The following is a 21,646-nucleotide window of genomic DNA, read 5'->3' as shown; positions in this document are numbered from 1 at the left end:
TGGGTTTTGTTCGCCGCTCCAAAGCTGCCCGGTGGCCTGCGCGCCTCAGCCGTAGAGCAGGCGCGCGGGCCAGATGACCAGCGCGGGGAAGGCGACCATGAGGAACATCATGGCGAACTCGGCCAGCATGAAAGGCCAGACGCCGCGGATCACGTCGTCCATGCGGATGCGCGCGACGCCGGCCACCACGTTGAGCACCGTGCCCACCGGCGGCGTGACCAGTCCGATCGAGTTGTTGATGATGAACAGCACGCCGAAGTAGATCGGGTCGATGCCCGCGGCCTTGACCACCGGCATCAGCACCGGCGTGAGGATCAGGATGGTGGGCGTCATGTCCATCGCCGTGCCGACGACGATCACCAGCAGCATGATCATCACCATCAGCAGCATGGGGCTGCCGATGAAGGGCTCCAGCAGCGTGACCACCTTGCCCGGCAGGTCGGCCACGGTGATGAGCCAGGCCGACACCAGCGCCGCGGCCACCAGGAACATCACCACGCCCGTGGTGCGCGCGGCGGTGACGAACACGCCGTAGATCTGCGAGGGCTTGAGCTCGCGGTAGATGACCACCGCGACGAAGAGCGAATACACCGCCGCCACCACGGCGGCCTCGGTCGGGGTGAAGACGCCGAAGCGCAGGCCGACGAGGATGATCAGCGGCAGCATCAGCGCCCAGCCGGCCTGGCGGAATGCGAGCCAGACCTCGCCCCGCGAGCGGCGCGGCGGCGGCACGATGTGCTCCTTGCGAACCAGCCACCACCAGGTCGTCCAGAGCGCGCCGGCGATCAGGATGCCGGGGAAGATGCCGGCCAGGAACAGCTTGCTGATCGACAGGTTGGCCGCCACGCCGAAGATCACGAAGCCGATCGAGGGCGGGATGATCGGGCCGATCACGCCGGCCGCGGCGATCAGGCCGCCGGAGCGGGCCTTGTCGTGGCCGGCCGCGACCATCATCGGGATCAGCAGGGCCGAGAGCGCTGCCGCGTCGGCCACCGCCGAGCCCGACAGCGCCGAGAGCACGCAGGCCGCGACGATGGCGACATAGCCCAGCCCGCCGCGCACGTGGCCGACGAGGGTCAGCGCCAGATCGACGATGCGCTTGGAGAGGCCGCCGGTGTTCATGATCTCGCCGGCCAGCATGAAGAAGGGCACGGCCAGCAGCGGGAAGCTGTCGGCGCCGTTGATCAGGTTCTGCGCGAGGATCTGGGCGTCGAACATGTCCAGGTGCCACATCAGCGCCACGCCGCACAGCAGCAGCGAGAAGGCGATAGGGATGCCGATCGCCATGGCGCCCAGCAGCGAGAGGAGGAAGACGGCGATGGTCATGGTGCGGCCTCCTTCAGCGCTTTCCGGCCTCAGGGCCGGGGGCGGCCCCGCTGGCTGCGTTGCGGCCCTGCGCCGCCAGCCGGTCCTCTTCGGCCAGGCGAGCCTGCAGGGCGTCGAATTCCGCCGTCTCCTCCGAATCCTTGACCATCACCAGCGCGTCGCCCTGCAGCTGGCCGCTCAGCACCCGCCACAGGTCGTAGAGCAGGAACACCGCGGCCGACACGGCGAAGACGACGCCCACGAAGTAGAAGGCGCCCATGGACCAGCCGGTCGTCGGCGCGGGCACGTCGCGGTTGAGCCAGGCCTGGTCCCAGCTGCCCGAAAAGACCAGCCAGCAGACCCAGAGCATCAGCACCTGGCCGATGACCACGCAGGCCTTCTTGCCGGCGTCGGGCAGCCGGCTCACGAGCATGTCCACCCCCAGGTGGCCGTGGTCCTTCATGGCGACCACCGCGCCCAGGAAGGTCAGCCAGACGAAGAGCCAGCGCGAGACCTCTTCCGACACGGTGATGCCGGTGTTGAAGGCGTAGCGCAGCACGACGTTGCCGAACACCATCGCCACCATCACGGCCAGCGCGCCGGCCATGAGGAAGTCCAGCATCCGGCAATAGCCATCCATCCAACGTTTCATGGTTCGTCTCCTTGTGGACGGGGTTCGATCCCGTTCCGTTCTTCGTGCGTGCGTGCAGCGGCGGCGGGCGGCGCGAGGCCAGCCTCGGGTCAGAGGCTGCGGCCGTCCAGCAGCCCGCGCGCGGCCAGGTTGGCGATGAAGGCGCGCAGGCCGAAGCGCCAGGGCGGCGCGGTCTCGCTGTGCGTCACCCGGTTGCGCAGCACGCCGATCCGGGCGCTGCGGATGGTCACCTCGTCGCCCAGCTTGTGGGTGAAGCCGCCGCCGGGTTCGCCCCGGTCTTCGATGGGCGCGAACAGCGTTCCCAGGAACAGCATGAAGCCGTCCGGGTACTGGTGCGCGGCCAGGGTCTGGGCGACGATGTCCTCCGGGTCGCGGCTGATGCTGGCCATGGTGTTGATGCCGCGCAGCACGAAGCCGTCGGTGCCGCGCACCTCCAGATGCACCGTCTCGCGGCGTACGTCGTCCATGCCGAAGCTGCCGTCGAACAGGCGGATGAACGGGCCGATGGCGCAGGAGGCGTTGTTGTCCTTGGCCTTGCCCAGCAGCAGGGCGCTGCGGCCTTCGATGTCGCGCAGGTTGACGTCGTTGCCCAGCGTGGCGCCGACGATGTCTCCGCGGCCGTTCACGGCCAGCACCACCTCGGGCTCGGGGTTGTTCCAGGCCGAGTCGCTGCGGATGCCGATCTCCTCGCCGCTGCCGACGGACGCCAGCACCGGCGCCTTGGTGAAGACCTCGGCATCGGGGCCGATGCCCACTTCCAGGTACTGCGACCACAGCCCCTGCTGCTGCAGCAGCGCCTTGAGGGCCATCGCCTTGTCGGAGCCGGGGCGGACGGCGGCGAGGTTGTCGCCGATCAGCGCCTGCACCTTGCCGCGCAGCTCCTGCGCACGCGAGGCGTCGCCGCGGGCCTGCTCCTCGATCACCCGCTCGACCATGCTGGCCGCGAAGGTCACGCCGGCGGCCTTCACCACCTGCAGGTCGCAGGGCGCGAGCAGGAAGGGGTGTGCGGGGTCGCGGGTGCCGGGCCGGCTGTTGTCCAGCAGTTCCTCCACCGCGCACAGGCGCTCGCCGGTAGCGGCGCGTGCGGCCTCTGCGGGGCGCTCGGCGTCCAGCAGGGTGCTCATGGTGGGAAAGGCGCGGCTGATGTCGAACACGCCTTCGGGGCGCAGCACCACCACGGCGGGGCCGGCGGGCGCGGCGCTCGTCCAGACCCGGGCCACCAGCGTGCCGGCCAGGCCGTCTTCGGGCAGCAGGCCCGTGCGATCGTCGTTCATGCGTTCGTTTCCTCGGTCAGTGGTTGTGGCGCGGCGTCTGTTCGGCGATGCGGCGGAACTGCAGTGCGAAGTCCAGCGTGGCGCCATCGGCCAGCTGGCCGGTCTTTTCGCGGTAGAGCGCTTCCCAGGGCGAGCGGCTGGCGGGCACGGGCGGGGGAGGCAGTTCGCGGCGGCGGCGGGCGATCTCTTCCTCGGGCACCAGCGCGTCGCAGCGGCCCTGGTTCAGGTCGATGCGGACGCGGTCGCCGGTCTGCAGCCAGCTGAGGCCCCCGCCCGCCGCGCTCTCGGGCGAGGCGTTGAGGATCGAGGGGCTGTCGGCCGTGCCCGACTGCCGGCCGTCGCCCAGCGTCGGCAGCGCGCGGATGCCGCGCTGGATCAGCGCATCGGGCGGCTGCATGTTGACCACCTCGGCGGAGCCGGGCCAGCCCAGCGGGCCGGCGCCGCGCATCACCAGGATGCAGTCCTCGTCGATGGCGAGCGATGGGTCGTTGATGCGCGCGTGGTAGTCCTCGGCGCCGTCGAAGACGATGGCCCGGGCCTCGAAAACGCCCTCGTTGCCGGGCTCGCAGAGGTAGCGCGCGCGGAAGGCATCGGAGATCACCGAGGTCTTCATGATCCCGAAATCGAACAGGTTGCCCGAGAGCACGAGGAAGCCGGCCTTCTCCATGAGCGGCTCGGCGAAGGGGCGGATCACTTCGCGGTCCTTGGACTCGCGGCCCTGCAGGTTCTCGGCGATGCTGCGGCCGGTGACGCTGGCGCAGCCGCCGTGCAGGCGGCCGGCCTGCAGCAGCTCCCACATCACGGCCGGCACGCCGCCGGCGCGGAAGAAGCGCTCGCCCAGGTACTTGCCCGCGGGCTGCATGTTGACCAGCAAGGGCAGGTCGTAGGCATGGTCCGTCCAGTCGCGCGGATGCAGCTCGACGCCGGCATGGCGCGCCATGGCCTGGATGTGTACCTGCGCGTTGCTGGAGCCGCCCGCGCAGCTGACCACCGCCAGCGCGTTGAGAAAGCTCTCGCGGGTGAGCACGCGCGAGGGGCGCAGGTCTTCGTGCGCCATCTCGACGATGCGCCGGCCGGTGGCATAGGCCATCTGGCCGCGCTCGCGGTAGGGCGCGGGAATGGCCGCGCAGCCGGGCAGCGAGAGGCCCAGCGCCTCGGCCACCGCGTTCATGGTGGAGGCCGTGCCCATGGTGTTGCAGTGGCCGGCGGAGGGCGCGCTGTCGCAGGCGCGCTGCAGGAATTCTTCCTCGTCGATCTCGCCGGCCGCCAGCATGCGGCGGCTGCGCCAGATCACGGTGCCCGAGCCCACCAGTTCGCCCTCATGCCAGCCGTCGAGCATCGGCCCGCCCGAGAGCACGATGGCCGGGATATCCACCGTGGAGGCGGCCATGATGCCGGCCGGCGTGGTCTTGTCGCAGCCGGTGGTCAGCACCACCGCGTCGATGGGGTAGCCGTAGAGGATCTCCACCAGCCCCAGGTAGGCCAGGTTGCGGTCCAGCGCGGCGGAGGGGCGCCGGCAGTTCTCGAAGATCGGATGGACCGGGAATTCCAGCGGAATGCCGCCCGCGTCGCGGATGCCCTCGCGCACCCGGCGCGCCAGGTCGAGGTGGATGCGGTTGCAGGGCGAGAGGTCGCTGCCGGTCTGGGCGATGCCGATGATCGGCCGGCCCGAGCGCAGCTCTTCGGGCGTGAGCCCGTAGTTCATGAAGCGTTCGAGATAGAGCGCGGTCATGTCGGAGCGTGCCGGATCGGCGAACCAGTCGCGCGAGCGGAAGCGACGGCCTTCGGGTGTCGTCATGGCGTTCTGTGTTGCGGTGGGGTGAGAAAAGGGCAGGGGATGCCTGCCGGCGCCGGTGGCTGCGCGGCATGGCTCAGTGGCGGTACGAGGTGCGCCAGGGGCGCCAGGGACGCCCTCGGGATCACTTGCGGCGGGCTTTTTCCAGCTCGGCCATCATTTCGCGGGTGCTGTCCTCGCCGAATTCCTTGCTGTACTTGGCCACCACGGGCTGCAGCTTGTCGCGCAGCTTCGCCTGCTCCGCGGCGGGCAGCTCGGTCACCTGCATGCCGAGCTTCTTCAGCTCGCCGAGCGCCTTGTCGCTGAGCGCGCGGATCGCCTTGCGCTCGAAGGCCGTGGCCTCGTTCGCGGCTTCCTGGACGATCTTCTGCTCCTCGGGCGAGAGCGTGTCCCAGGTCTTCCTGGACATCAGGAACACCCAGGTGCTGTAGATGTGGCGCGACAGCACCAGATTCTTCTGCACCTCGTAGAACTTGCTGGTCAGGATGGTCGCGTTCGGGTTCTCCTGGCCGTCCACCGCCTTCTGCTCCATCGCGGAATAGAGCTCGGTGAAGGGCATGGGCGTGGCGTTGGCGCCGAGCGCGTTGAAGCTGTCGATGAACAGCTGGTTCTGGATCACGCGGATCTTCAGGCCGGCCAGGTCTTCGGCCTTGTGGATGGGGCGGCGCGAGTTGGTGATCTGGCGGAAGCCGTTCTCCCAGTAGCCCAGGCCGATCAGGCCCTTCTCGGGCAGCTTGGCCAGCAGCTTCTTGCCGAAGGCGCTGTCGAGCACCGCGTCGGCCTCCTGCTCGTTGTTGAAGGTCAGCGGCAGGTTCAGCACGCCGAAGTCCTTGACCACCGGCACCAGGGTGGAGCTGTCGGGCACCGTCATCTCCAGCGTGCCGCCGCGCAGCGCCGAGATCATGGTCACGTCGTTGCCCAGCGTGCCGTTGGCGAAGAGCTTGGCGCGCATCTTCCCGCCGCTCTTGGCGGAAAGCACCTCGGCGAAGTGCCGCGAGGCCTGGGCCTGCGGATGGTCGTCGGTGATGCCGGTACCGATCTTGAAGTTGCGCTCGCGCACCTGCGCCTGGGCCGGTGCTGCCATCAGGGCCGCCAGGGCGGTGGCCAGCGCGAAGGTCTTGATGATGCTGCTGTTGCCTGCGTGCAATCCCATGTCGTGTCTCCTGTGTATGTCTTCTGATGCTTCGAAGGTGCAGACTACGGGCCACCGCATACGCCGTCCAATCAGTGTTTTTGGACGGGTCATTCCATTCAGTTATCGGGCGTCCCAAAATGACGGGAAAACCCTTATCTATCGCCACCGCCTGCAGCCGGCTGCGCGCCAGGCACCTGCAGTTCCTCGACATCCTCGGGCGCACCCGCAACCTGCGGCTCACCGCCGAGCAGATGCACGTGACCCAGCCGGCCGCCACCAAGATCCTGCTGGACCTGGAGGAGATCTTCGACGCGCGCCTCTTCGAGCGCCTGCCGCGCGAGATGCGCCCGACCGAGCTGGGCCTATTCGCCCTGGGCTACGCCGCTTCCGCGCTGGCCGGCCAGGCCCGGTTCGTGGACGAGTTCAACGCGCTCAAGCAGGGCGGCCATGGCCAGCTCGCCATCGGCGCCATCTCCGGGTCGGCGGCGCGCCTGCTGACCACTGCCATCGCCGAGATGCAGCGCCGCCGGCCGCTGCTGGTGCTCAAGGTGCGCGAGCAGAGCAGCGACCAGCTCATCGCCTGGCTGGGCGAGCGCAAGATCGATCTGATGATCGGCCGCTTCACCGACGAGGCGCAGCAGGCGCAGTTCCAGTACGAGCGCCTCTCGGGCGAGACGCTGCAGGTGGTGGGTGGCCCGCACCACCCGCTGCGCGGCATCCAGGGGCTGGAGGCCGGCCGCCTGGCGCACTGGCCGTGGCTGCTCTACCCGGAATCGACGGCGCTGCGCAAGGTGTCCGACGACATCTTCCGTGCCATCGGCATGACGCCGACTTCGGGCGTGATGGAGACGCAGTCCTTCCTCTTCGCGCTGGAATCGCTGCGCGCCACCGACATGCTCTCGCTGCAGCCCAGCGCGCTGGCGGACAAGTACGTCGCCCAGGGGCTGCTCGCGCAAATCCACGTGGACGTGCCCCGGGCGATGCCCGACTACGGCATGCTGGTGCGCGTGGGCGAGACGCCCACGCCGGCCGCCCAGGCCTTCATGGCGGTGCTGCGCGATGTGGCGGGCGGCCGCGTGGTGCCCGCGCCGCGCCAGGGGTGAGCGGCGGCCGGGCCGGGGGTTTCATTTCAGCCGTCTTCCCGCGCCGGCTGGCCGGCGGCCCGCCGCAGGCACTCCACCAGCATCGCCGCCGCGGGCGTGAGGCGCGCGCCGCGCCGGGTCACGATGCCGAAAGCCTCGTGGCGCGAACCGATGGCGAGCGGCAGCCGCCGCGCGATGCCGTGCTCTTCGCAGAAGTCCATCGTCGCCGACGACATCAGCGCGACCAGATGCGGGTCTTCCTTGAGCATCAGCATGGTGGCCAGCGAGGAAGAAGTCTCGATCGGATACGGCGGCAGGACCAGCCCGGCCTCGCGGAATTCGCGCTCCAGCAGCTTGCGCAGCGGCATGTTGCCCGGGTAGAAGACCCAGCGGTAGCGGGCCAGCTGCGCGAGCGTCACACGCCGCGACTTCGCCAGCGCGTGCTGCGGGCCCACGGCCACGGCGACCGACTCGTCCATCAGCTCTTCGTAGTCGAACTGCTCCCCGTTGCTCGATACGGTGGTGCGGCCGATGGCCAGATCGAGCCGGCCTTCGTTGACCGCGTTGAGCAGCTCGAGGCTGGTGCTTTCCCGGATCTCGACCGAGAGCGCGGGCTGCAGGCGGCGCAGCTCGGACACGGCGCTCACCAGCACCGAATGCAGCGCGCCGGTGATGGCGCCCACCGCCACCCGGCCGCCGCTGCCGCGCAGCACGCCGTTCATCTCTTCGCGCAGGTGCTCCAGGTCGGCATCCACCAGCCGGGCATGGCGGATCAGGCACTGGCCCAGTTCGTTGGGCTTCACGCCCTGCTGGGTCCGCACGAAGAGCTCGGTGCCGAAGGTGGATTCCACCTCGCGCAGCGCCTTGGTGAGGCCGGGCTGGGTCATGCCCAGCCGCTCGGCCGCGCGGTGCAGGCTGCCGCATTCCTCCAGCGCCACCAGCAGGTTGAGCTGGCGGAACCGCAGGCGCGACGTGATCGAAGACAGGCTCGGGATCATCGGTGATTCCTGAAAGCTATTACCTCATGCATAGCTCTCACTATGCAGCATGCTTGGCGCTGTCCAGAATCCGCCCCGCAAGGAGAACTCTTCATGAAACTGCTACGTTACGGCCCCCTGGGCCAGGAAAAGCCCGGCCTGCTCGACGCCGCCGGCACGCTGCGCGACCTTTCGGCCCATGTGGCCGACATCGATGGCGCGGCCCTCTCGCCCGATTCGCTGGCCCGCCTGCGCGCCATCGATCCGGCCACGCTGCCCGCCGTGCCCGGCACGCCGCGCATCGGCGCCTGCGTGGGCGCCATCGGCAAGTTCGTCTGCATCGGCCTGAACTACGCCGACCACGCGGCCGAATCCAACATGCCGATTCCCGCCGAGCCCATCGTCTTCAACAAGTGGACCTCGGCCGTGGTCGGACCCAACGACGATGTGAAGATCCCGCGCGGCTCGGAGAAGACCGACTGGGAGGTCGAGCTGGGCGTGGTCATCGGCAGCACCGCGAGCTACGTGGACGAGGCCGACGCCATGCGCCACGTGGCGGGCTACTGCGTGATCAACGACGTCTCCGAGCGCAGCTACCAGCTCGAACGCGGCGGCACCTGGGACAAGGGCAAGGGCTGCGACACCTTCGGCCCCACGGGCCCCTGGCTGGTGACGGCCGACGAGGTGCCCGACCCGCATGCGCTCGATCTGTGGCTGGAGGTGGACGGCCGGCGCTTCCAGAACGGCAACACGCGCACCATGATCTTCAAGGTGCCGCAGCTCGTCGCCTACCTGAGCCGCTTCATGACGCTGCAGCCCGGCGACGTGATTTCCACCGGCACGCCGCCCGGCGTGGGCATGGGCGTCAAGCCCGAGCCGGTCTTTCTGCGCGCGGGCCAGACCATGCGCCTGGGCATCGAGGGCCTGGGCGAGCAGCGCCAGAAGGCCGTGGACGCCTGAGGCCGGCGCCATGGTCCATTACGACTATGCAGGCCGCACGGCGGTCGTGACCGGCGGTGCGCAGGGCATCGGCCTGGCGGTGGCGCGCCGCCTGCTGGCGGGCAACGCCCGGGTCTGCCTCTGGGATCGCGATGCCGAGGCCATCGCGGCCGCGCAGCAGGCCCTGGCTGGCGTGGGCCCGGGCACGGCGGGCGGCGCCGTGGCCGGCGTGACGGTGGACATCACCGACTACGCCCAGGTCGAGGCCGCCGTCCGGCAGACCGAACGCGACTGCGGCCCCATCGCCATGCTGGTGCACAGCGCGGGCATCGCCGGCGCCAACATGCCGCTGGGCGACTACCCGCTGGACGAGTGGCGCAAGGTGCTGTCGATCAACCTGGACGGCGCCTTCCACGTCAACAAGGCCATCGTGCCGGGCATGGCGGCGCGCGGCTACGGCCGGGTGGTCAACATCGCCTCCATCGCGGGCAAGGAGGGCAACCCGAACGCCTCGGCCTACAGCGCCTCCAAGGCCGGCGTGATCGCGCTGACCAAGAGCCTGGGCAAGGAGACCGCGCTGAGCAACGTGGCGGTCAACGCCATCACGCCGGCGGCGGCGCGCACGCGGATCTTCGAGCAGATGTCGCAGCAGCACATCGACTACATGCTCTCGAAGATCCCGCGCGCACGCTTCGTCGAGGTGGACGAGGTCGCGGCGATGGTGGCCTGGCTGGTGTGCGAGGAGAACTCCTTCACCACCGGGGCGGTCTTCGACCTCTCGGGCGGGCGCGCCACCTACTGATACCGGCGTACGGCCGGCGGTGCCGTGCCACGCGGCTCGGCACGGCACGGAATGAAAAAAAAGAATTCACAACGGAGACAACGTCATGCACTTCAACAGACGCCAGATCATCGCCTCGGCCTGCGCTGCGGCACTGGGCAGCGGGGCCTCGCTCGCGCGGGCCGCCAGCGACTATCCCTCCAAACCCATCGAGCTCATCGTGCCCGTGGTGGCCGGCGGCGGCACCGACATCGTGGGCCGGGCGTTCGCGGAATCGGCCAAGAAATACCTGCCGCAGCAGCCGATGATCGTGGTCAACAAGCCCGGCGCCAGCGGCGCCATCGGCACGGCCGAACTGATCAACGCCCGGCCCGACGGCTACAAGATCGGCATCATCATCTGCGAGATCACCATCATCCCGAACCTGGGGATCACCAAGCAGACCGCCGCCGACGTGCGGCCCATCGCGCGGCTCAATGCCGACCCGGCCGCGATCACGGTGCGCGCGGATGCGCCCTGGCAGAACATCGAGGAATTCATCGCCGACGCGCGCAAGCGCAAGGAGCCGGTGTCCATCGCCAATGCGGGCATGGGCTCGATCTGGCACATGGCGGCAGCGGCCTTCGCCGAGAAGCTGGCGCTGCCGGTGAACCACGTGCCCTTCCTGGGCGCGGCGCCGGCGGCCGTCGTGCTACTGGGCGGGCATGTGGATGCCATCGCGGTCAGCCCGGGCGAGGTGGCGCCGCACGTCGCCGCCGGCAAGCTGCGCACGCTGGCCGTGATGGCCGACCAGCGCGTGGGCGGCCTCTTCCAGCAGGTGCCCACGCTCAAGGAGCGCGGCATCGACCTTTCCATCGGCGTCTGGCGGGGCCTGGCCGTGCCCAAGACCACGCCGCCCGACATCGTCCGCACGCTCAGCGACGTGGCGGCCAAGGCCGCGGCCGACCCGGTGTTCCGCGACATGCTGGCCAAGGCCAACCTGGGCTGGGCCTATGCCGATGCCGACGCGTTCCAGAAGGTCATCGACCAGGACCGCGCCTTCTACGCCCAGCTGGTGCCCCGCCTGGGGCTGCAGAAATGACCGGGCGGCTCGCAAGCAAGACCGCCGTGGTCACCGCCGCCGGCCAGGGCATCGGCCGGGCCACGGCCCTCGCCATGGCGCGCGAAGGCGCCCAGGTCTGGGCCACCGACATCAGCGCCGCCGCGCTGGCCTCGCTGGAGGGCTCGGCAGGCATCCGCACCGCTGTGCTCGACGTCTGCGACCGCGCGGCGATTGATGCCTTCTTCGCCGGGCTCGACGCCATCGACGTGCTGTTCAACTGCGCGGGCATGGTGCATTCCGGCACCGTGCTGCAGGCCAGCGACGACGACTGGGCGCAGGCCATGGACCTCAACGTGCGCTCGCAGTTCTGGACCATCCGCGCCGCGCTGCCGCGCATGCTGCAGCGGGGCACGGGCAGCATCGTCAACATGGCCAGCGTCGCCAGTTCGGTGAAGGGGCTGCCCAACCGCTGCGTCTATGGCGCCAGCAAGGCGGCCGTCATCGGGCTGACCAAGTCGGTGGCGATGGACTATGTGGGCGCGGGCATCCGCTGCAACAGCATCTCCCCCGGCACGGTGGACACGCCCTCGCTGGCCGGGCGCATCGCCGCCATGGGCGATGCCGAAGCGGCCCGCCGCCAGTTCGTGGCCCGCCAGCCCATGGGGCGCCTCGCCACGGCCGACGAGATCGCGCCGCTGGTGGTGTTTCTCGCCAGCGACGAGTCTTCGTTCGTCACGGGGCAGAACTACGGCATCGACGGCGGGATCACGATTTAGATCGTGAACACGTTCTGAGGGCGGCTAACGAAACCCTTCTGGCGTCGTTGCCGCGTTACCCGTCCTGCCTTCGATGCGGGGCCTGGCCGGACTCGCTTCGCCGGGCCTTGTCAGCCGTTATCAGGCCTGCACCGCCTCCACCTGCACCACGCAGTCGTAGAACGTGGGTGCGGCGCCCAGGTCGGTCAGGGCCTGGCCGGTCAGCTCGTTCACGTTGGTGCCGCCCACGCCGAACTTGCGCCACCAGATGCCCAGGCCGTTGACCACGCCGGGGCGCGCGCGGTGGTTCACGGCGGCGTGGCATTCGTAGCTGCCGCGGGCGTTGAAGACGCGCACCCGGCCGCCGTCGGCGATGCCGCGCGGGGCGGCGTCGTCGGGGTGGATCTCCAGCACGGGCTGCGTCTCGATGTTGCGCAGGCTCTTGACGTTCACGAAGGTGGAGTTGAGGAAGTTGCGCGCCGGCGGCGAGATCATGGCCAGCGGGTATTCGGCCGACATGCCGGCCCGCTCGCGGTTGGGCAGGTGGTCGGGCAGCGGGTCCAGGCCCTGGGCGGCCAGGCGTTCGCTGTGGAATTCGCAGCGGCCCGAGGGCGTGGGGAAGCCGCCTTCGGCATAGGGCGCATCGGGCACGGGCAGGCTGGCGAAGCCCTCGTCCAGCAGCTGCTGGAAGTCCACATGGCTGCCGTAGGCCTGGCGGCACAGGTCTTCGTCGCTGTCGGCGAAGCAGGCGTCGGTGAAGCCCATGCGCGCGGCCAGGTCGCGGAAGACCTGCGTGTTGGGCCGGGCCTGGCCCACGGGGGCGATGGCCGGGCGGTTGAGCAGCACGTCGGTGTGGCCGTAGGCGACGTGGACGTCCCAGTGCTCCAGCTGCGTGGTGGCGGGCAGCACGTAGTCGGCGTAGTCGGCGGTGTCGGTCTGGAAGTGTTCGAGCACCACGGTAAAGAGGTCTTCGCGCGCGAAGCCCGCCACCACCTTGGCCGATTCTGGCGCCACGGCCACCGGGTTGCTGTTGTAGACCACCAGGGCGTCGATGCGCGGGCCGAAGGCGTCGGACGCGGGCCGCAGCAGGTCGTCGCCGATGGTGGACATGTTCACGGTGCGCGGCGGCTGGCCTGCGGGCATCAGTTCGGGCCGCTGCAGCGCGGCGCGCTGCACGGGGAACATGCCGGAGCTGGACATGAGCAGGCCCCCCGCCCGGTGCCGCCAGGCGCCCACCAGCGCGGGCAGGCAGGCCACGGCGCGGGTGGCGTTGCCGCCGCCGCGGGCGCGCTGCATGCCGTAGTTCAGGCGGATGGCGGCCGGCCCGGTGGTGCCGTAGTCGCGCGCCAGGCGGCGGATCTGCTCGACGGGAAGGCCGCAGATTTCGGCGGCGCGCTCGGGCGGCCACTGCAGGGCGCGTTCGCGCAGGCCCTCCCAGCCCAGGGTGTGGCGGGCGATGTAGTCGTGGTCCAGCCAGTCGTTGGCGATGAGTTCGTGCATCAGCGCCAGCGCCAGGGCGGCGTCGGTGCCGGGCAGCAGCTGCAGGTGTTCGTGGCACTTGTCGGCCGTCTCGCTCTTGCGCGGGTCGATGCACACCAGCCGGGCGCCTTCGCGCTTGGCCTGCTGCGCGTAGCGCCAGAAATGCAGGTTGCTGCCGATGGAGTTGCTGCCCCAGATGAGGATCAGCTTCGATTCGGCGAACCATTCGACCTTCATGCCCACCTTGCCGCCCAGCGTCTGGTTCAGCCCTTCGCTGCCGGCCGAGGCGCAGATGGTGCGGCCCAGCAGCGATGCGCCCAGGCGGTGGAAGAAGCGCCGGTCCACGCTCTCGCCCTGCACCAGGCCCATGGTGCCGGCGTAGCTGTAGGGCAGGATGGCCTGCGGGTCGCGTGCGGCGATGGCGGCCAGGCGCTGGGCGATGTCGTCCAGGGCCTCGTCCCAGCCGACGGGGGTGAACTGCCCGCTGCCCTTGGGTCCGCTGCGCTTCAAGGGGGTGAGCAGGCGTTCCGGGTGGTGGGTGCGTTCGGCGTACTTGGAGACCTTGGCGCATAGCACGCCGTCGGTGTGGCCGTGCGCGGGGTTGCCCTGCACGCGGATGGCGATGCCGTTCTCGACGGTGGTCAGCAGCGCGCAGGTGTCGGGGCAGTCGTGCGGGCAGGCGCCGCGCACGGTCTGCGGGGCGGAAGGGGCGGTGGCGGGCGTCGGCGTAGTCATGTCGTTGGGCCGGAGAGAAAAGTAGTGGGCGGTCGCTAAACTGCCCGGTGGGGAGGAAAGCTGCTGGGATGATCGCAACCCAAGAACAAGAAGGAGAGCCAAGGAGCTGCGATCGGGAGCGGTGGGGTGGCCTGCACGACAGGCCGTTCCCGCGCCCCAGCCAGATTCACCGGGATCGGGACATTTCACCATGAAGCAGAACCAGACGCCTATCGGGCGCAGAGAGTTTTCAATTGGCCTCGGCGCTGCGGCGCTGGGCGGTTTCGCCCGCGTGCAGGCCCAGAGCGATGGTCCGCTGGTGCTGGGCCAGTCGGGTGCCCTGTCCGGGCCGGCGGCGCAGCTGGGCCTGCAGTTCCGGCAGGGGGCGAAGCTCTACTTCGACCAGTACAACGCGCAAGGGCCGCGGCGGCCGGTGGAGCTGCGCAGCCTCGACGACGGCTACGAGCCCGAGCGCTGCGTCGCCAACACCCGCCAGTTCATCGCCGACGATGTGTTCGCGCTCTTCGGCTACATCGGCACGCCCACCAGCCTGGCCGCGCTGCCGCTCGCCACGCAGGCGCGGCTGCCGTTCTTTGCGCCCTTCACCGGCGCCGGCGGGCTGCGCCAGCCCTTCAACCGGCTGGTGTTCCACGTGCGCGCCTCGTACGACGACGAGACCGCGCTCATCACCCGCCAGCTCACGCATCTGGGCCTCACGCGCATCGCCGTGCTGCACCAGAACGACAGCTACGGCCGCGCCGGGCTGGACGGCATGGTGCGCGCGCTGGCCGAGCAGCGCCTGGAGCCCGTGGCCCGTGCCACGGTGGAGCGCAATTCGGTCGATGTGGCGACCGGCGTGCGGACCCTGGTGGAGGCCCGGCCCGAGGCCATCGTGCTGGTCTGCACCTACGGGGCCAGCGCCGCCTTCACGCGGGCGGCGCGCAAGGCCGGCTACGGCGGCAACTTCTACAACCTGTCCTTCGTCGGCACGCAGGCGCTGTCCGATGCGCTGGGCAAGGAAAGCGCCGGCGTGGTCGTCTCGCAGGTCATGCCCTCGCCCTACCAGACCACCAAGCAGATCACGCGCGAATTCCTCGACGCCATCAAGAAGGGCGGCGGGCAGGTGCAGGCCAACTATTCCAGCCTGGAGGGCTATCTGGCCGCCCGGGTGTTCGGCGAAGGCCTGCGCCGCGCGGGCGAGCGGCCCACGCGCGAGGGCGTCGTCACCGCGCTGGAGTCCATCGGGCCGCAGGGCGTGTCGGGCTTTCCGCTCAGCTTCAGCGCCAGCAGCCATGCGGGCTCGCGCTTCGTCGAGATGTCGATGCTGACGGGCGACGGGCGCGTGCTGGTCTGATGCCTTGCAGTGCGCGCCGGCGCGAGCGTGGCGCGATTCATGCTGCATTGGCCGCGTCCGAATCTCCATCGTCCGAATAACCCCGCATGGCGGCCCGTCCTGCGGGGGCCTAGACTCCGCGGACCAGCCAAGGAACCCTTTTGCCCATGAAAGTCATCGACTCCATCGTCGCGCAGGCCGCGTCCATCGCCGCCCTGCGGCGCGACATCCACGCCCACCCCGAACTCTGCTTCGAAGAAGTGCGCACCGCCGACCTGGTGGCTGCCAAGCTCACCGAGTGGGGCATTCCCATCCACCGGGGCCTGGGCAAGACCGGCGTGGTCGGCATCCTCCAGGGGCGCGACGGCGGGGCTTCGGGCCATGCCATCGGCCTGCGCGCGGACATCGACGCGCTGCCCATCACCGAGTTCAACACCTTCGCGCACGCCAGCAAGCACGCCGGCAAGATGCACGCCTGCGGCCATGACGGCCACACCGCCATGCTGCTGGCGGCGGCGCAGCACCTCGCCCAGCACCGCGACTTCGACGGCACGGTGTATCTGATCTTCCAGCCGGCCGAAGAAGGCGGCGGCGGCGCGCGCGAGATGATCAACGACGGCCTGTTCGAGCAGTTCCCCATGCAGGCCGTGTTCGGCATGCACAACTGGCCCGGCATGAAGGCCGGCCAGTTCGCCGTGAGCCCCGGCCCGGTGATGGCGTCCAGCAACGAATTCAAGATCGTCGTCCGCGGCAAGGGCAGCCACGCCGCCATGCCGCACATGGGCATCGACCCGGTGCCGGTGGCCTGCCAGATGGTGCTGGCCTTCCAGAACATCATCAGCCGCAACAAGAAGCCGGTGGATGCGGGCGTGATCTCGGTCACCATGGTCCACACGGGCGAGGCCACCAACGTGGTGCCCGACAGCTGCGAGCTGCAGGGCACGGTGCGCACCTTCAGCATCGAGGTGCTCGACATGATCGAGCGCCGCATGCAGCAGGTGGCCGAACACACCTGCGCCGCGCACGACGCGACCTGCGAATTCGAGTTCGTGCGCAACTACCCGCCCGTCGTCAACTCGCCGGCCGAAGCGGAATTCGCCCGCAAGGTCATGCAGGGCATCGTGGGCGAGGCCAACGTCGTTCCGCAGGAGCCCACCATGGGCGCGGAAGACTTCGCCTACATGCTGCAGGCCAAGCCCGGCGCGTATTGCTTCATCGCCAACGGCGACGGCGACCACCGCGCCATGGGCCACGGCGGCGGCCCCTGCACGCTGCACAACCCCAGCTACGACTTCAACGACGACCTGATCCCGCTGGGCGCCACCTACTGGGTGCGGCTGGCGCAGGACTGGCTGGCGGCACGCTCGGCCGCCGCGCCCGCGGCCTGAGGCATTTCCTTTCTCTTTCATCGCCGACCGAAAGGCGGCAGCGGCTTGCGGGCCGCTGCCGCCTTTTTTTCGTTGGCGGGCCGTTGTGCCGTAGGCGGCGATCTTCTCGAATTCCACATTCCACTGGATGGAATGAAATTTGTCGGTTGTGTGACTTTTCCCGGTGGTGCACCGAGCGGGATCACTTGAGAATGAAACGGCAGCCGTGCCGAATGGACAGGCCTGGCCCCAAACGGACAACTCTGAAGATGAGGACTCAGACCATGATGACGGCACCGCCCTCCAGCACCCTCGCCCGCCGCCTTTTTCTTGCCAACGGCGCCATCCTGCTGCTGCTGGCCTCGATGGCCGTGGCCATCTGGATCATGATGGGCCGGCTCATCGGCGATGCCGAGTTGGTGCGGGCGACCAACGTGCCGCAGCTGCAGCGCATCGCGGCTCTGGAGCTCAACGTCACGCGGGTGTCGCTGCAGCTGCGGCACGCCATCCTCTCGCGCAACCCGCAGGAGCTGGAGGCCACGCTGGCCGACATCGGCGAAAAGCGCCAGCTGCTGCAGAGCACGCTGCAGGCCTTCGGCGACGGCATGATCTCCGCCGAAGGGCACAGCGCCTATGCGCCCCTGCCTGCGCTGATGCAGGAGTTCTGGGCCGTGGGCGAGCGCAATATCCAGCTCATCCGCGATGGCCGCAAGGACGACGCCTTCGCCTTCCTGGTGGACCAGACCATTCCCGCCCGCAACCGCCTGCTGGCACCGCTGGGCACCGAAAAGGACCGCCAGGGCGAGCGCCTCTCGGCCCGCATCAGCGAGGTGACGGGGCTGGCTGCCACCAACCGCGGGATCACCCTGGCCGCCATGCTGGTGCTGGCGGCCTGCCTGCTGGCGCTGGGCGCCTACCTGCGGTCGGTGGTGCGCCAGCTGGGGGGCGACCCGGATCAGCTGCGCCGGGCGGCCGACGCGGTAGCAGGCGGTGACCTCTCGGCCCGGATCGCGCTGCGCCCGGGCGACAGCAGCAGCATCATGGCCGCCATGTCCCGCATGAGCGCCCAGCTGGCCCAGGTGGTGCGCACGGTGCGCGCCAGCGCGCAGAGCGTGTCGGGCGCCAGCGGCGAGATCGACGCCGGCAACCACGACCTTTCCGCGCGCACCGAGCGGCAGGCCTCGGCGCTGGAGCAGACGGCCGCGTCGATGGAAGAGCTGGGCTCCACCGTGCGCCAGAACGCCGACAGCGCCCGCCGCGCCAACGAGCTGGCGCAGAACGCATCGGCCGTGGCCGAGGAGGGCGGCGCCGTGGTCGCCCAGGTGGTGGAGACCATGCGCGGCATCCAGGATTCGAGCCGCCGCATCGGCGAGATCACCGGCGTGATCGACGGCATCGCCTTCCAGACCAACATCCTGGCGCTGAACGCCGCCGTGGAAGCGGCCCGCGCGGGCGAGCAGGGCCGCGGCTTCGCGGTGGTGGCCTCCGAAGTGCGCGTGCTGGCCCAGCGCAGCGCCGATGCGGCGCGCGAGATCCGCCAGCTCATCACCGACAGCGGCCAGCGCGTGGATGCCGGCAGCCAGCTGGTGGACCAGGCCGGCCAGACCATGCACGAGGTGGTCGCCGCCATCCGCCGCGCGACCGACCTCATGGGCGAGATCAGTGCAGCCAGCTCCGAGCAGAGCTCGGGCGTGGACCAGGTCGGCGAGGCCATCACCCACATCGACCAGGCCACGCAGCAGAACGCCGCGCTGGTCGAGGAGATGGCCGCCGCCACCAGCAGCCTGAGTGCCCAGGCCCGCGAACTGGTCAAGGCCACGGCGGTCTTCCGGCTGGCGGGGGAAGAGGGCGGCGCGCTGCAGGCAGCGCCGGCGGCACCTGTCCCGCAGGCGCGCAGGCTGGCCGGCTGAAGGGGGCAGGGCGTTGCGCCTTGCCTTACCATGCCCTTTTTTCAAAACCACCCGGAGACCGTTGCATGTCCGACCTGAACGCCGCCTTCGAGGCCGCCGTCGCCCAGTCCAAGAACCTGAGCGAGCGCCCTGACAACCCGACGCTGCTGAAGATCTACGCGCTCTACAAGCAGGCCACGGCCGGCGACAACGCCGAGAAGAAGCCCAGCTTCACCGACGTGGTGGGCCGCGCCAAGTGGGACGCCTGGGAAAAGCTCAAGGGCACGGGCGGCGACGCCGCCCGCCAGCAATACATCGACCTGATCGAATCGCTGAGCTGACCGCTCGCTCGCTCAGCCGTCCCGCCGCAGCACCGGCTGCCGCGACGCACGCCCCCGTCCGCCAGGCTCTGGCGCGGGGGCGTTTTGCATGGGGGTCAGGCCGTCCGCTGCGCTGGCTGCGCGCCCAGGAGCTTGTCGAACTGCTCCTCGATCTCGGCGGCGATGCGCTGCTTGAAGGCGGCGAAGAGAAAGCCCAGCTCGGCCTGCAGCTCGAAGCGCTCGCCCGTCACCTGCAGCGTGCCTTCCATGCCGGGCCGGCTGAAGTGCAGGGTGTCGCCGGCATCGGCCGTGCCTTCGGCGTAGGTGCATTGCATGTCGAACTTGGACTGAGCCTTCTCCGCCCATTGGTGGGCGGCCTGGCGTGCAGCGGGCAGGCCCAGGGTGTGCGGGCGGTGGATGTGCAGGGTGTTGTCGTCAGGCAAGCGGGGGCTCCGTGCGGTGGGGTGGGGTGTTGGTGGTTGCGGGGTTTGGCGCCGGCATCAGCGCCTGCAGTTCCGCATCGCGCTGGGCGCGCGGCGCGTCGGCCAGGGCGCGCACGGCGGCGTAGAAGCGCGGCCAGTCGCGGCCTTCGCGCTCGAACAGGGCGATGAAGGCCGGCACCAGATCGTCGTAGGCGGCCTGGGCGCCGAAGCTGGCGTTGTTCGCGTTGCGCACCCACTGGTCCAGCCCGGCGAGCTGCGCGGGCGTGGCGCCGCCGGCGAGCCAGCGGGCGCGCAGCGCGGCGTAGTCGTCGCGGAACTGTGCGAATGCTCTCTTTTTCATAGCTTCGAGTGCAGGTGCTTCCTGCGCTGGAGCCGGTTTTGATGCATAGATCGCGGCCAGCCGCTCGCGCGTGGCGCGGGTCAGGTCGCGGAAGGCCTGGCGGCGCGCCTCGCTGGCGGCGTAGTCGGCCCGCACCTGGGGCGTGGCGCGCTCCTCCAGCCAGCGCTGCACGCCCATGCGTTCGACGGCGGTGGCGAAGGATTCGTTGAAGCGCGTGTCGCCCTGGGCATAGACCACCTGGTGCGCCAGTTCGTGGAACAGCAGCCGCACGAAGTCGCCCTCGGGCCAGCCGATGAAGGTGTTGAGCAGCGGGTCGCCGCCAGCCCAGTTCATGTAGCCCAGCGTGGAATAGGCGGGCACGCCATAGACGCTGGTTTCCAGCCCCTGGGCCTGCAGGCGCTCGGCCTCGGCGCGGGCGGCGTCCTCGTCGAAATAGCCCCGGTAGCCGATGCAGCCCGTGACCGGAAAGCACCAGGTGTGCAGCGTGAGGCTGTAGGGCCCGGCCGCCACCACGTTCCACACGGCGGCGCGGCGGCCCAGGTCGGCATAGCGGCGGTAGCTGGCGTTGTCGGGCAGGCCCAGTTCGGCCACGGCGAAGCGGCGGGCCTGCTGCGCCAGCTGCAGGCGTTCGCGCAGCGCGGCGCTGGTCGTGGGGCGGGCCAGCCAGTCTTCGATGGGCTCGGCCGCGTTCATCAGCTGCAGGTGCCCGCGCGCGGACTGCCAGTAATAGGCCAGCGACTGGCCGGTGCCGGCGCAGCCCGCGAGCAGCAGGCTCAGGGCCAGGGCGGGGAGGATGGCGATGGCGCGGCAACGTGGCATGGGTGCCAAGGATAGCGAACCGGGCCGGCACCGGGAGCGCGTGCGAAGGCCGGGGCCAGCGCGTCTTCAGTGGGCGGGGCCGGCGGCGGCGCCGTCCATGGCCGTGACGGCCTCCCGCAGCAGCGCGCGCAGCCATACCAGGCCCGGGTCCGTGGTGCGCAGCTGGTGCCACTGCATCACCTGCTGCATGCGCGGGATCGGCACGGGCAGTTCGCGGATGGCGATGGGCAGGAAACGCGCCGCCATCGAGGCCAGGCGGCGGTGCATGGTGGCGATGCGGTGCGTGCCGACCACCAGGCTGGCCTGGGAGAGGAAGCTGAAGGTGCTGGTCTCGGCCCGGCGCTTGACGGAGGACTGCCGCATGAACCAGTCCATGAGCGCCACGCCGTCGCCGGGCTGCACCACGACGTGGCCGGCGTTCATGTAGCGCTCCTCGGTCAGCGTGCCGGAGGCCAGGTGGCTCTCGCTCCAGACGACGCAGCAGAACGCTTCTTCGAGCAGCATCTCCGAGGGGTGGCTGGCCGAGCAGAAGTCGTTCGGGATGATCAGCAGGTCGGCCTCGCCGCGTTCGAGCGTGCGCTGCGGCTGGGTGGTCTGCGGGCGCAGGTCGAAGCGCACGCCCGGCGCCTGCCGGTAGGCCATCTGCTGCAGATGGGGCAGCAGCGTCAGCAGGGTGTAGTCGGAGATCAGCAGCCGGAAGAGGCGGGTCGATTGCGAGGGGATGAACTCGGGCTGCGCGGTGACGCTGGCTTCCACCCGCACCAGGATGTCGCGCACCGGGTCCTTCAGCGAGTGGGCGCGCGGGGTGGGCTCCATCTTGCGCCCGACCTGCACCAAGAGCTCGTCATCGAAGTACTCGCGCAGCCGCGCCAGCGCGTTGCTCATCGCGGACTGGCTCAGATGGGTCTTCTCGGCGGCCCGGCTGATGCTTTGTTCCGTCAGCAGCGCGTCGAGCGCGACCAGCAGATTCAGGTCCAGCTTGTTGAAACGCATCGGCGCTGTCTCCGTGGGGTTCTTGTTGTTTTCCGAACCGATACGACCCTGCCGGCGCGGCCCCGTGGAGCCGGGCCGGCATCAGGGTTTGTACTTGATCTATTCGCGCGATCAATACACCGAATGGAATCAATTCATTTGATCTAGGTAAAGGCAAATCTTAATCTAACCCCGTCCTGCAGCTGGCTGGCGACAGCCGCAGCAAGCAGGGC

The 21,646-nt window shown here is 69.8% G+C and carries 19 protein-coding genes; 9 read left to right on the top strand and 10 right to left on the bottom strand.

All coding sequences use genetic code 11. The features are described 5' to 3' along the window. Positions 1-45 precede the first annotated feature (45 nt). From BM070_RS20340 to BM070_RS20320, 5 genes are all read right to left on the bottom strand, one after another. Positions 46-1,326, bottom strand: a complete 1,281-nt coding sequence (locus BM070_RS20340; protein ID WP_092941325.1) for a TRAP transporter large permease subunit — start codon at positions 1,324-1,326, stop codon at positions 46-48. A gap of 13 nt (positions 1,327-1,339) precedes the next feature. After that, positions 1,340-1,957: a TRAP transporter small permease gene (locus BM070_RS20335; protein WP_092941323.1), complete on the bottom strand. Its 618-nt coding sequence runs from the start codon at positions 1,955-1,957 to the stop codon at positions 1,340-1,342. An 89-nt stretch (positions 1,958-2,046) separates the two neighbouring features. Next, positions 2,047-3,231: a fumarylacetoacetate hydrolase family protein gene (locus BM070_RS20330; RefSeq protein ID WP_092941321.1), complete on the bottom strand. Its 1,185-nt coding sequence runs from the start codon at positions 3,229-3,231 to the stop codon at positions 2,047-2,049. A 16-nt stretch (positions 3,232-3,247) separates the two neighbouring features. Beyond that, on the bottom strand, positions 3,248-5,029 hold the full coding sequence (locus BM070_RS20325; protein ID WP_092941319.1) for an IlvD/Edd family dehydratase: 1,782 nt from the start codon (positions 5,027-5,029) through the stop codon (positions 3,248-3,250). A 121-nt stretch (positions 5,030-5,150) separates the two neighbouring features. Further along, positions 5,151-6,179, bottom strand: a complete 1,029-nt coding sequence (locus BM070_RS20320; protein WP_092941317.1) for a TRAP transporter substrate-binding protein — start codon at positions 6,177-6,179, stop codon at positions 5,151-5,153. A gap of 119 nt (positions 6,180-6,298) precedes the next feature. Between BM070_RS20320 and BM070_RS20315 the strand changes: the two genes are divergently transcribed. After that, the gene (locus tag BM070_RS20315; protein ID WP_092941315.1) at positions 6,299-7,264 is read left to right on the top strand and encodes a LysR substrate-binding domain-containing protein; all 966 of its coding nucleotides are present in this window, start codon (positions 6,299-6,301) and stop codon (positions 7,262-7,264) included. Between the two features lie 26 nt (positions 7,265-7,290). Here the strand turns inward: BM070_RS20315 and BM070_RS20310 are convergent, their stop codons facing one another. Then, positions 7,291-8,241, bottom strand: coding sequence for a LysR family transcriptional regulator (locus tag BM070_RS20310; RefSeq protein WP_092941313.1), 951 nt, complete (start codon positions 8,239-8,241; stop codon positions 7,291-7,293). A gap of 93 nt (positions 8,242-8,334) precedes the next feature. Here BM070_RS20310 and BM070_RS20305 point away from each other — a divergent pair, with 93 nt between their 5' ends. From BM070_RS20305 to BM070_RS20290, 4 genes are all read left to right on the top strand, one after another. Further along, entirely contained in the window at positions 8,335-9,180 is an 846-nt protein-coding gene (locus BM070_RS20305; protein WP_092941311.1) for an ureidoglycolate lyase, read from the top strand. Positions 9,181-9,190: 10 nt separating this feature from the next. After that, the gene (locus tag BM070_RS20300; protein ID WP_092941309.1) at positions 9,191-9,961 is read left to right on the top strand and encodes an SDR family NAD(P)-dependent oxidoreductase; all 771 of its coding nucleotides are present in this window, start codon (positions 9,191-9,193) and stop codon (positions 9,959-9,961) included. Between the two features lie 85 nt (positions 9,962-10,046). Next, entirely contained in the window at positions 10,047-11,021 is a 975-nt protein-coding gene (locus BM070_RS20295) for a Bug family tripartite tricarboxylate transporter substrate binding protein (protein ID WP_092941307.1), read from the top strand. After that, on the top strand, positions 11,018-11,758 hold the full coding sequence (locus tag BM070_RS20290) for an SDR family oxidoreductase (protein ID WP_092941305.1): 741 nt from the start codon (positions 11,018-11,020) through the stop codon (positions 11,756-11,758). The genes BM070_RS20295 and BM070_RS20290 overlap by 4 nt, the downstream gene beginning before the upstream one ends. Before the next feature lie 120 nt (positions 11,759-11,878). Here the strand turns inward: BM070_RS20290 and BM070_RS20285 are convergent, their stop codons facing one another. Next, a complete protein-coding gene (locus BM070_RS20285; RefSeq protein ID WP_092941303.1) occupies positions 11,879-13,951 on the bottom strand; it encodes a molybdopterin-containing oxidoreductase family protein in 2,073 nt (690 codons plus the stop codon). A 190-nt stretch (positions 13,952-14,141) separates the two neighbouring features. Here BM070_RS20285 and BM070_RS20280 point away from each other — a divergent pair, with 190 nt between their 5' ends. From BM070_RS20280 to BM070_RS20265, 4 genes are all read left to right on the top strand, one after another. Then, positions 14,142-15,284 carry an ABC transporter substrate-binding protein gene (locus BM070_RS20280; RefSeq protein ID WP_092941301.1) on the top strand — a complete coding sequence of 381 codons (1,143 nt, stop codon included), beginning with the start codon at positions 14,142-14,144 and terminating at the stop codon, positions 15,282-15,284. A gap of 146 nt (positions 15,285-15,430) precedes the next feature. Further along, complete coding sequence (locus BM070_RS20275; protein ID WP_092941299.1) at positions 15,431-16,651, top strand: M20 aminoacylase family protein; 1,221 nt, start codon at positions 15,431-15,433, stop codon at positions 16,649-16,651. A 266-nt stretch (positions 16,652-16,917) separates the two neighbouring features. Continuing rightward, complete coding sequence (locus tag BM070_RS20270; protein ID WP_139222895.1) at positions 16,918-18,540, top strand: methyl-accepting chemotaxis protein; 1,623 nt, start codon at positions 16,918-16,920, stop codon at positions 18,538-18,540. A 65-nt stretch (positions 18,541-18,605) separates the two neighbouring features. Further along, positions 18,606-18,860 (top strand): acyl-CoA-binding protein, encoded by a 255-nt coding sequence (locus BM070_RS20265; protein WP_092941294.1) that lies wholly within the window; start codon positions 18,606-18,608, stop codon positions 18,858-18,860. A gap of 95 nt (positions 18,861-18,955) precedes the next feature. Here the strand turns inward: BM070_RS20265 and BM070_RS20260 are convergent, their stop codons facing one another. The 3 genes from BM070_RS20260 to BM070_RS20250 form a co-directional block, all read right to left on the bottom strand. Beyond that, the gene (locus tag BM070_RS20260) at positions 18,956-19,282 is read right to left on the bottom strand and encodes a polyhydroxyalkanoic acid system family protein (protein WP_092941292.1); all 327 of its coding nucleotides are present in this window, start codon (positions 19,280-19,282) and stop codon (positions 18,956-18,958) included. Beyond that, positions 19,275-20,441, bottom strand: a complete 1,167-nt coding sequence (locus tag BM070_RS20255; RefSeq protein ID WP_092941290.1) for an aminopeptidase — start codon at positions 20,439-20,441, stop codon at positions 19,275-19,277. Before BM070_RS20255 ends, BM070_RS20260 begins: the two co-directional genes overlap by 8 nt. A 66-nt stretch (positions 20,442-20,507) precedes the next feature. Then, positions 20,508-21,434, bottom strand: coding sequence for a LysR family transcriptional regulator (locus BM070_RS20250; protein ID WP_092941288.1), 927 nt, complete (start codon positions 21,432-21,434; stop codon positions 20,508-20,510). Positions 21,435-21,646 lie beyond the last annotated feature (212 nt).

It is taken from the genome of Paracidovorax wautersii (genome assembly GCF_900113035.1).
Classification (GTDB): Bacteria; Pseudomonadota; Gammaproteobacteria; order Burkholderiales; family Burkholderiaceae_C; genus Paracidovorax; species Paracidovorax wautersii.
Note: the sequence above shows the minus strand (reverse complement) of the source record. Positions and strands in the feature narration are given on the sequence as shown.

Excerpts from the sequence above, each read along its gene's own strand:
- BM070_RS20305 (WP_092941311.1), top strand. The coding sequence starts at position 8,335 with ATGAAACTGCTACGTTACGGCCCCCTGGGCCAGGAAAAGCCCGGCCTG.
- BM070_RS20290 (WP_092941305.1), top strand. The coding sequence starts at position 11,018 with ATGACCGGGCGGCTCGCAAGCAAGACCGCCGTGGTCACCGCCGCCGGC.
- BM070_RS20285 (WP_092941303.1), bottom strand. The coding sequence starts at position 13,951 with ATGACTACGCCGACGCCCGCCACCGCCCCTTCCGCCCCGCAGACCGTG.
- BM070_RS20330 (WP_092941321.1), bottom strand. The coding sequence starts at position 3,231 with ATGAACGACGATCGCACGGGCCTGCTGCCCGAAGACGGCCTGGCCGGC.
- BM070_RS20310 (WP_092941313.1), bottom strand. The coding sequence starts at position 8,241 with ATGATCCCGAGCCTGTCTTCGATCACGTCGCGCCTGCGGTTCCGCCAG.
- BM070_RS20265 (WP_092941294.1), top strand. The coding sequence starts at position 18,606 with ATGTCCGACCTGAACGCCGCCTTCGAGGCCGCCGTCGCCCAGTCCAAG.
- BM070_RS20320 (WP_092941317.1), bottom strand. The coding sequence starts at position 6,179 with ATGGGATTGCACGCAGGCAACAGCAGCATCATCAAGACCTTCGCGCTG.
- BM070_RS20315 (WP_092941315.1), top strand. The coding sequence starts at position 6,299 with ATGACGGGAAAACCCTTATCTATCGCCACCGCCTGCAGCCGGCTGCGC.
- BM070_RS20255 (WP_092941290.1), bottom strand. The coding sequence starts at position 20,441 with ATGCCACGTTGCCGCGCCATCGCCATCCTCCCCGCCCTGGCCCTGAGC.
- BM070_RS20295 (WP_092941307.1), top strand. The coding sequence starts at position 10,047 with ATGCACTTCAACAGACGCCAGATCATCGCCTCGGCCTGCGCTGCGGCA.
- BM070_RS20335 (WP_092941323.1), bottom strand. The coding sequence starts at position 1,957 with ATGAAACGTTGGATGGATGGCTATTGCCGGATGCTGGACTTCCTCATG.
- BM070_RS20270 (WP_139222895.1), top strand. The coding sequence starts at position 16,918 with ATGACGGCACCGCCCTCCAGCACCCTCGCCCGCCGCCTTTTTCTTGCC.
- BM070_RS20250 (WP_092941288.1), bottom strand. The coding sequence starts at position 21,434 with ATGCGTTTCAACAAGCTGGACCTGAATCTGCTGGTCGCGCTCGACGCG.
- BM070_RS20340 (WP_092941325.1), bottom strand. The coding sequence starts at position 1,326 with ATGACCATCGCCGTCTTCCTCCTCTCGCTGCTGGGCGCCATGGCGATC.
- BM070_RS20280 (WP_092941301.1), top strand. The coding sequence starts at position 14,142 with ATGAAGCAGAACCAGACGCCTATCGGGCGCAGAGAGTTTTCAATTGGC.
- BM070_RS20325 (WP_092941319.1), bottom strand. The coding sequence starts at position 5,029 with ATGACGACACCCGAAGGCCGTCGCTTCCGCTCGCGCGACTGGTTCGCC.
- BM070_RS20275 (WP_092941299.1), top strand. The coding sequence starts at position 15,431 with ATGAAAGTCATCGACTCCATCGTCGCGCAGGCCGCGTCCATCGCCGCC.
- BM070_RS20300 (WP_092941309.1), top strand. The coding sequence starts at position 9,191 with ATGGTCCATTACGACTATGCAGGCCGCACGGCGGTCGTGACCGGCGGT.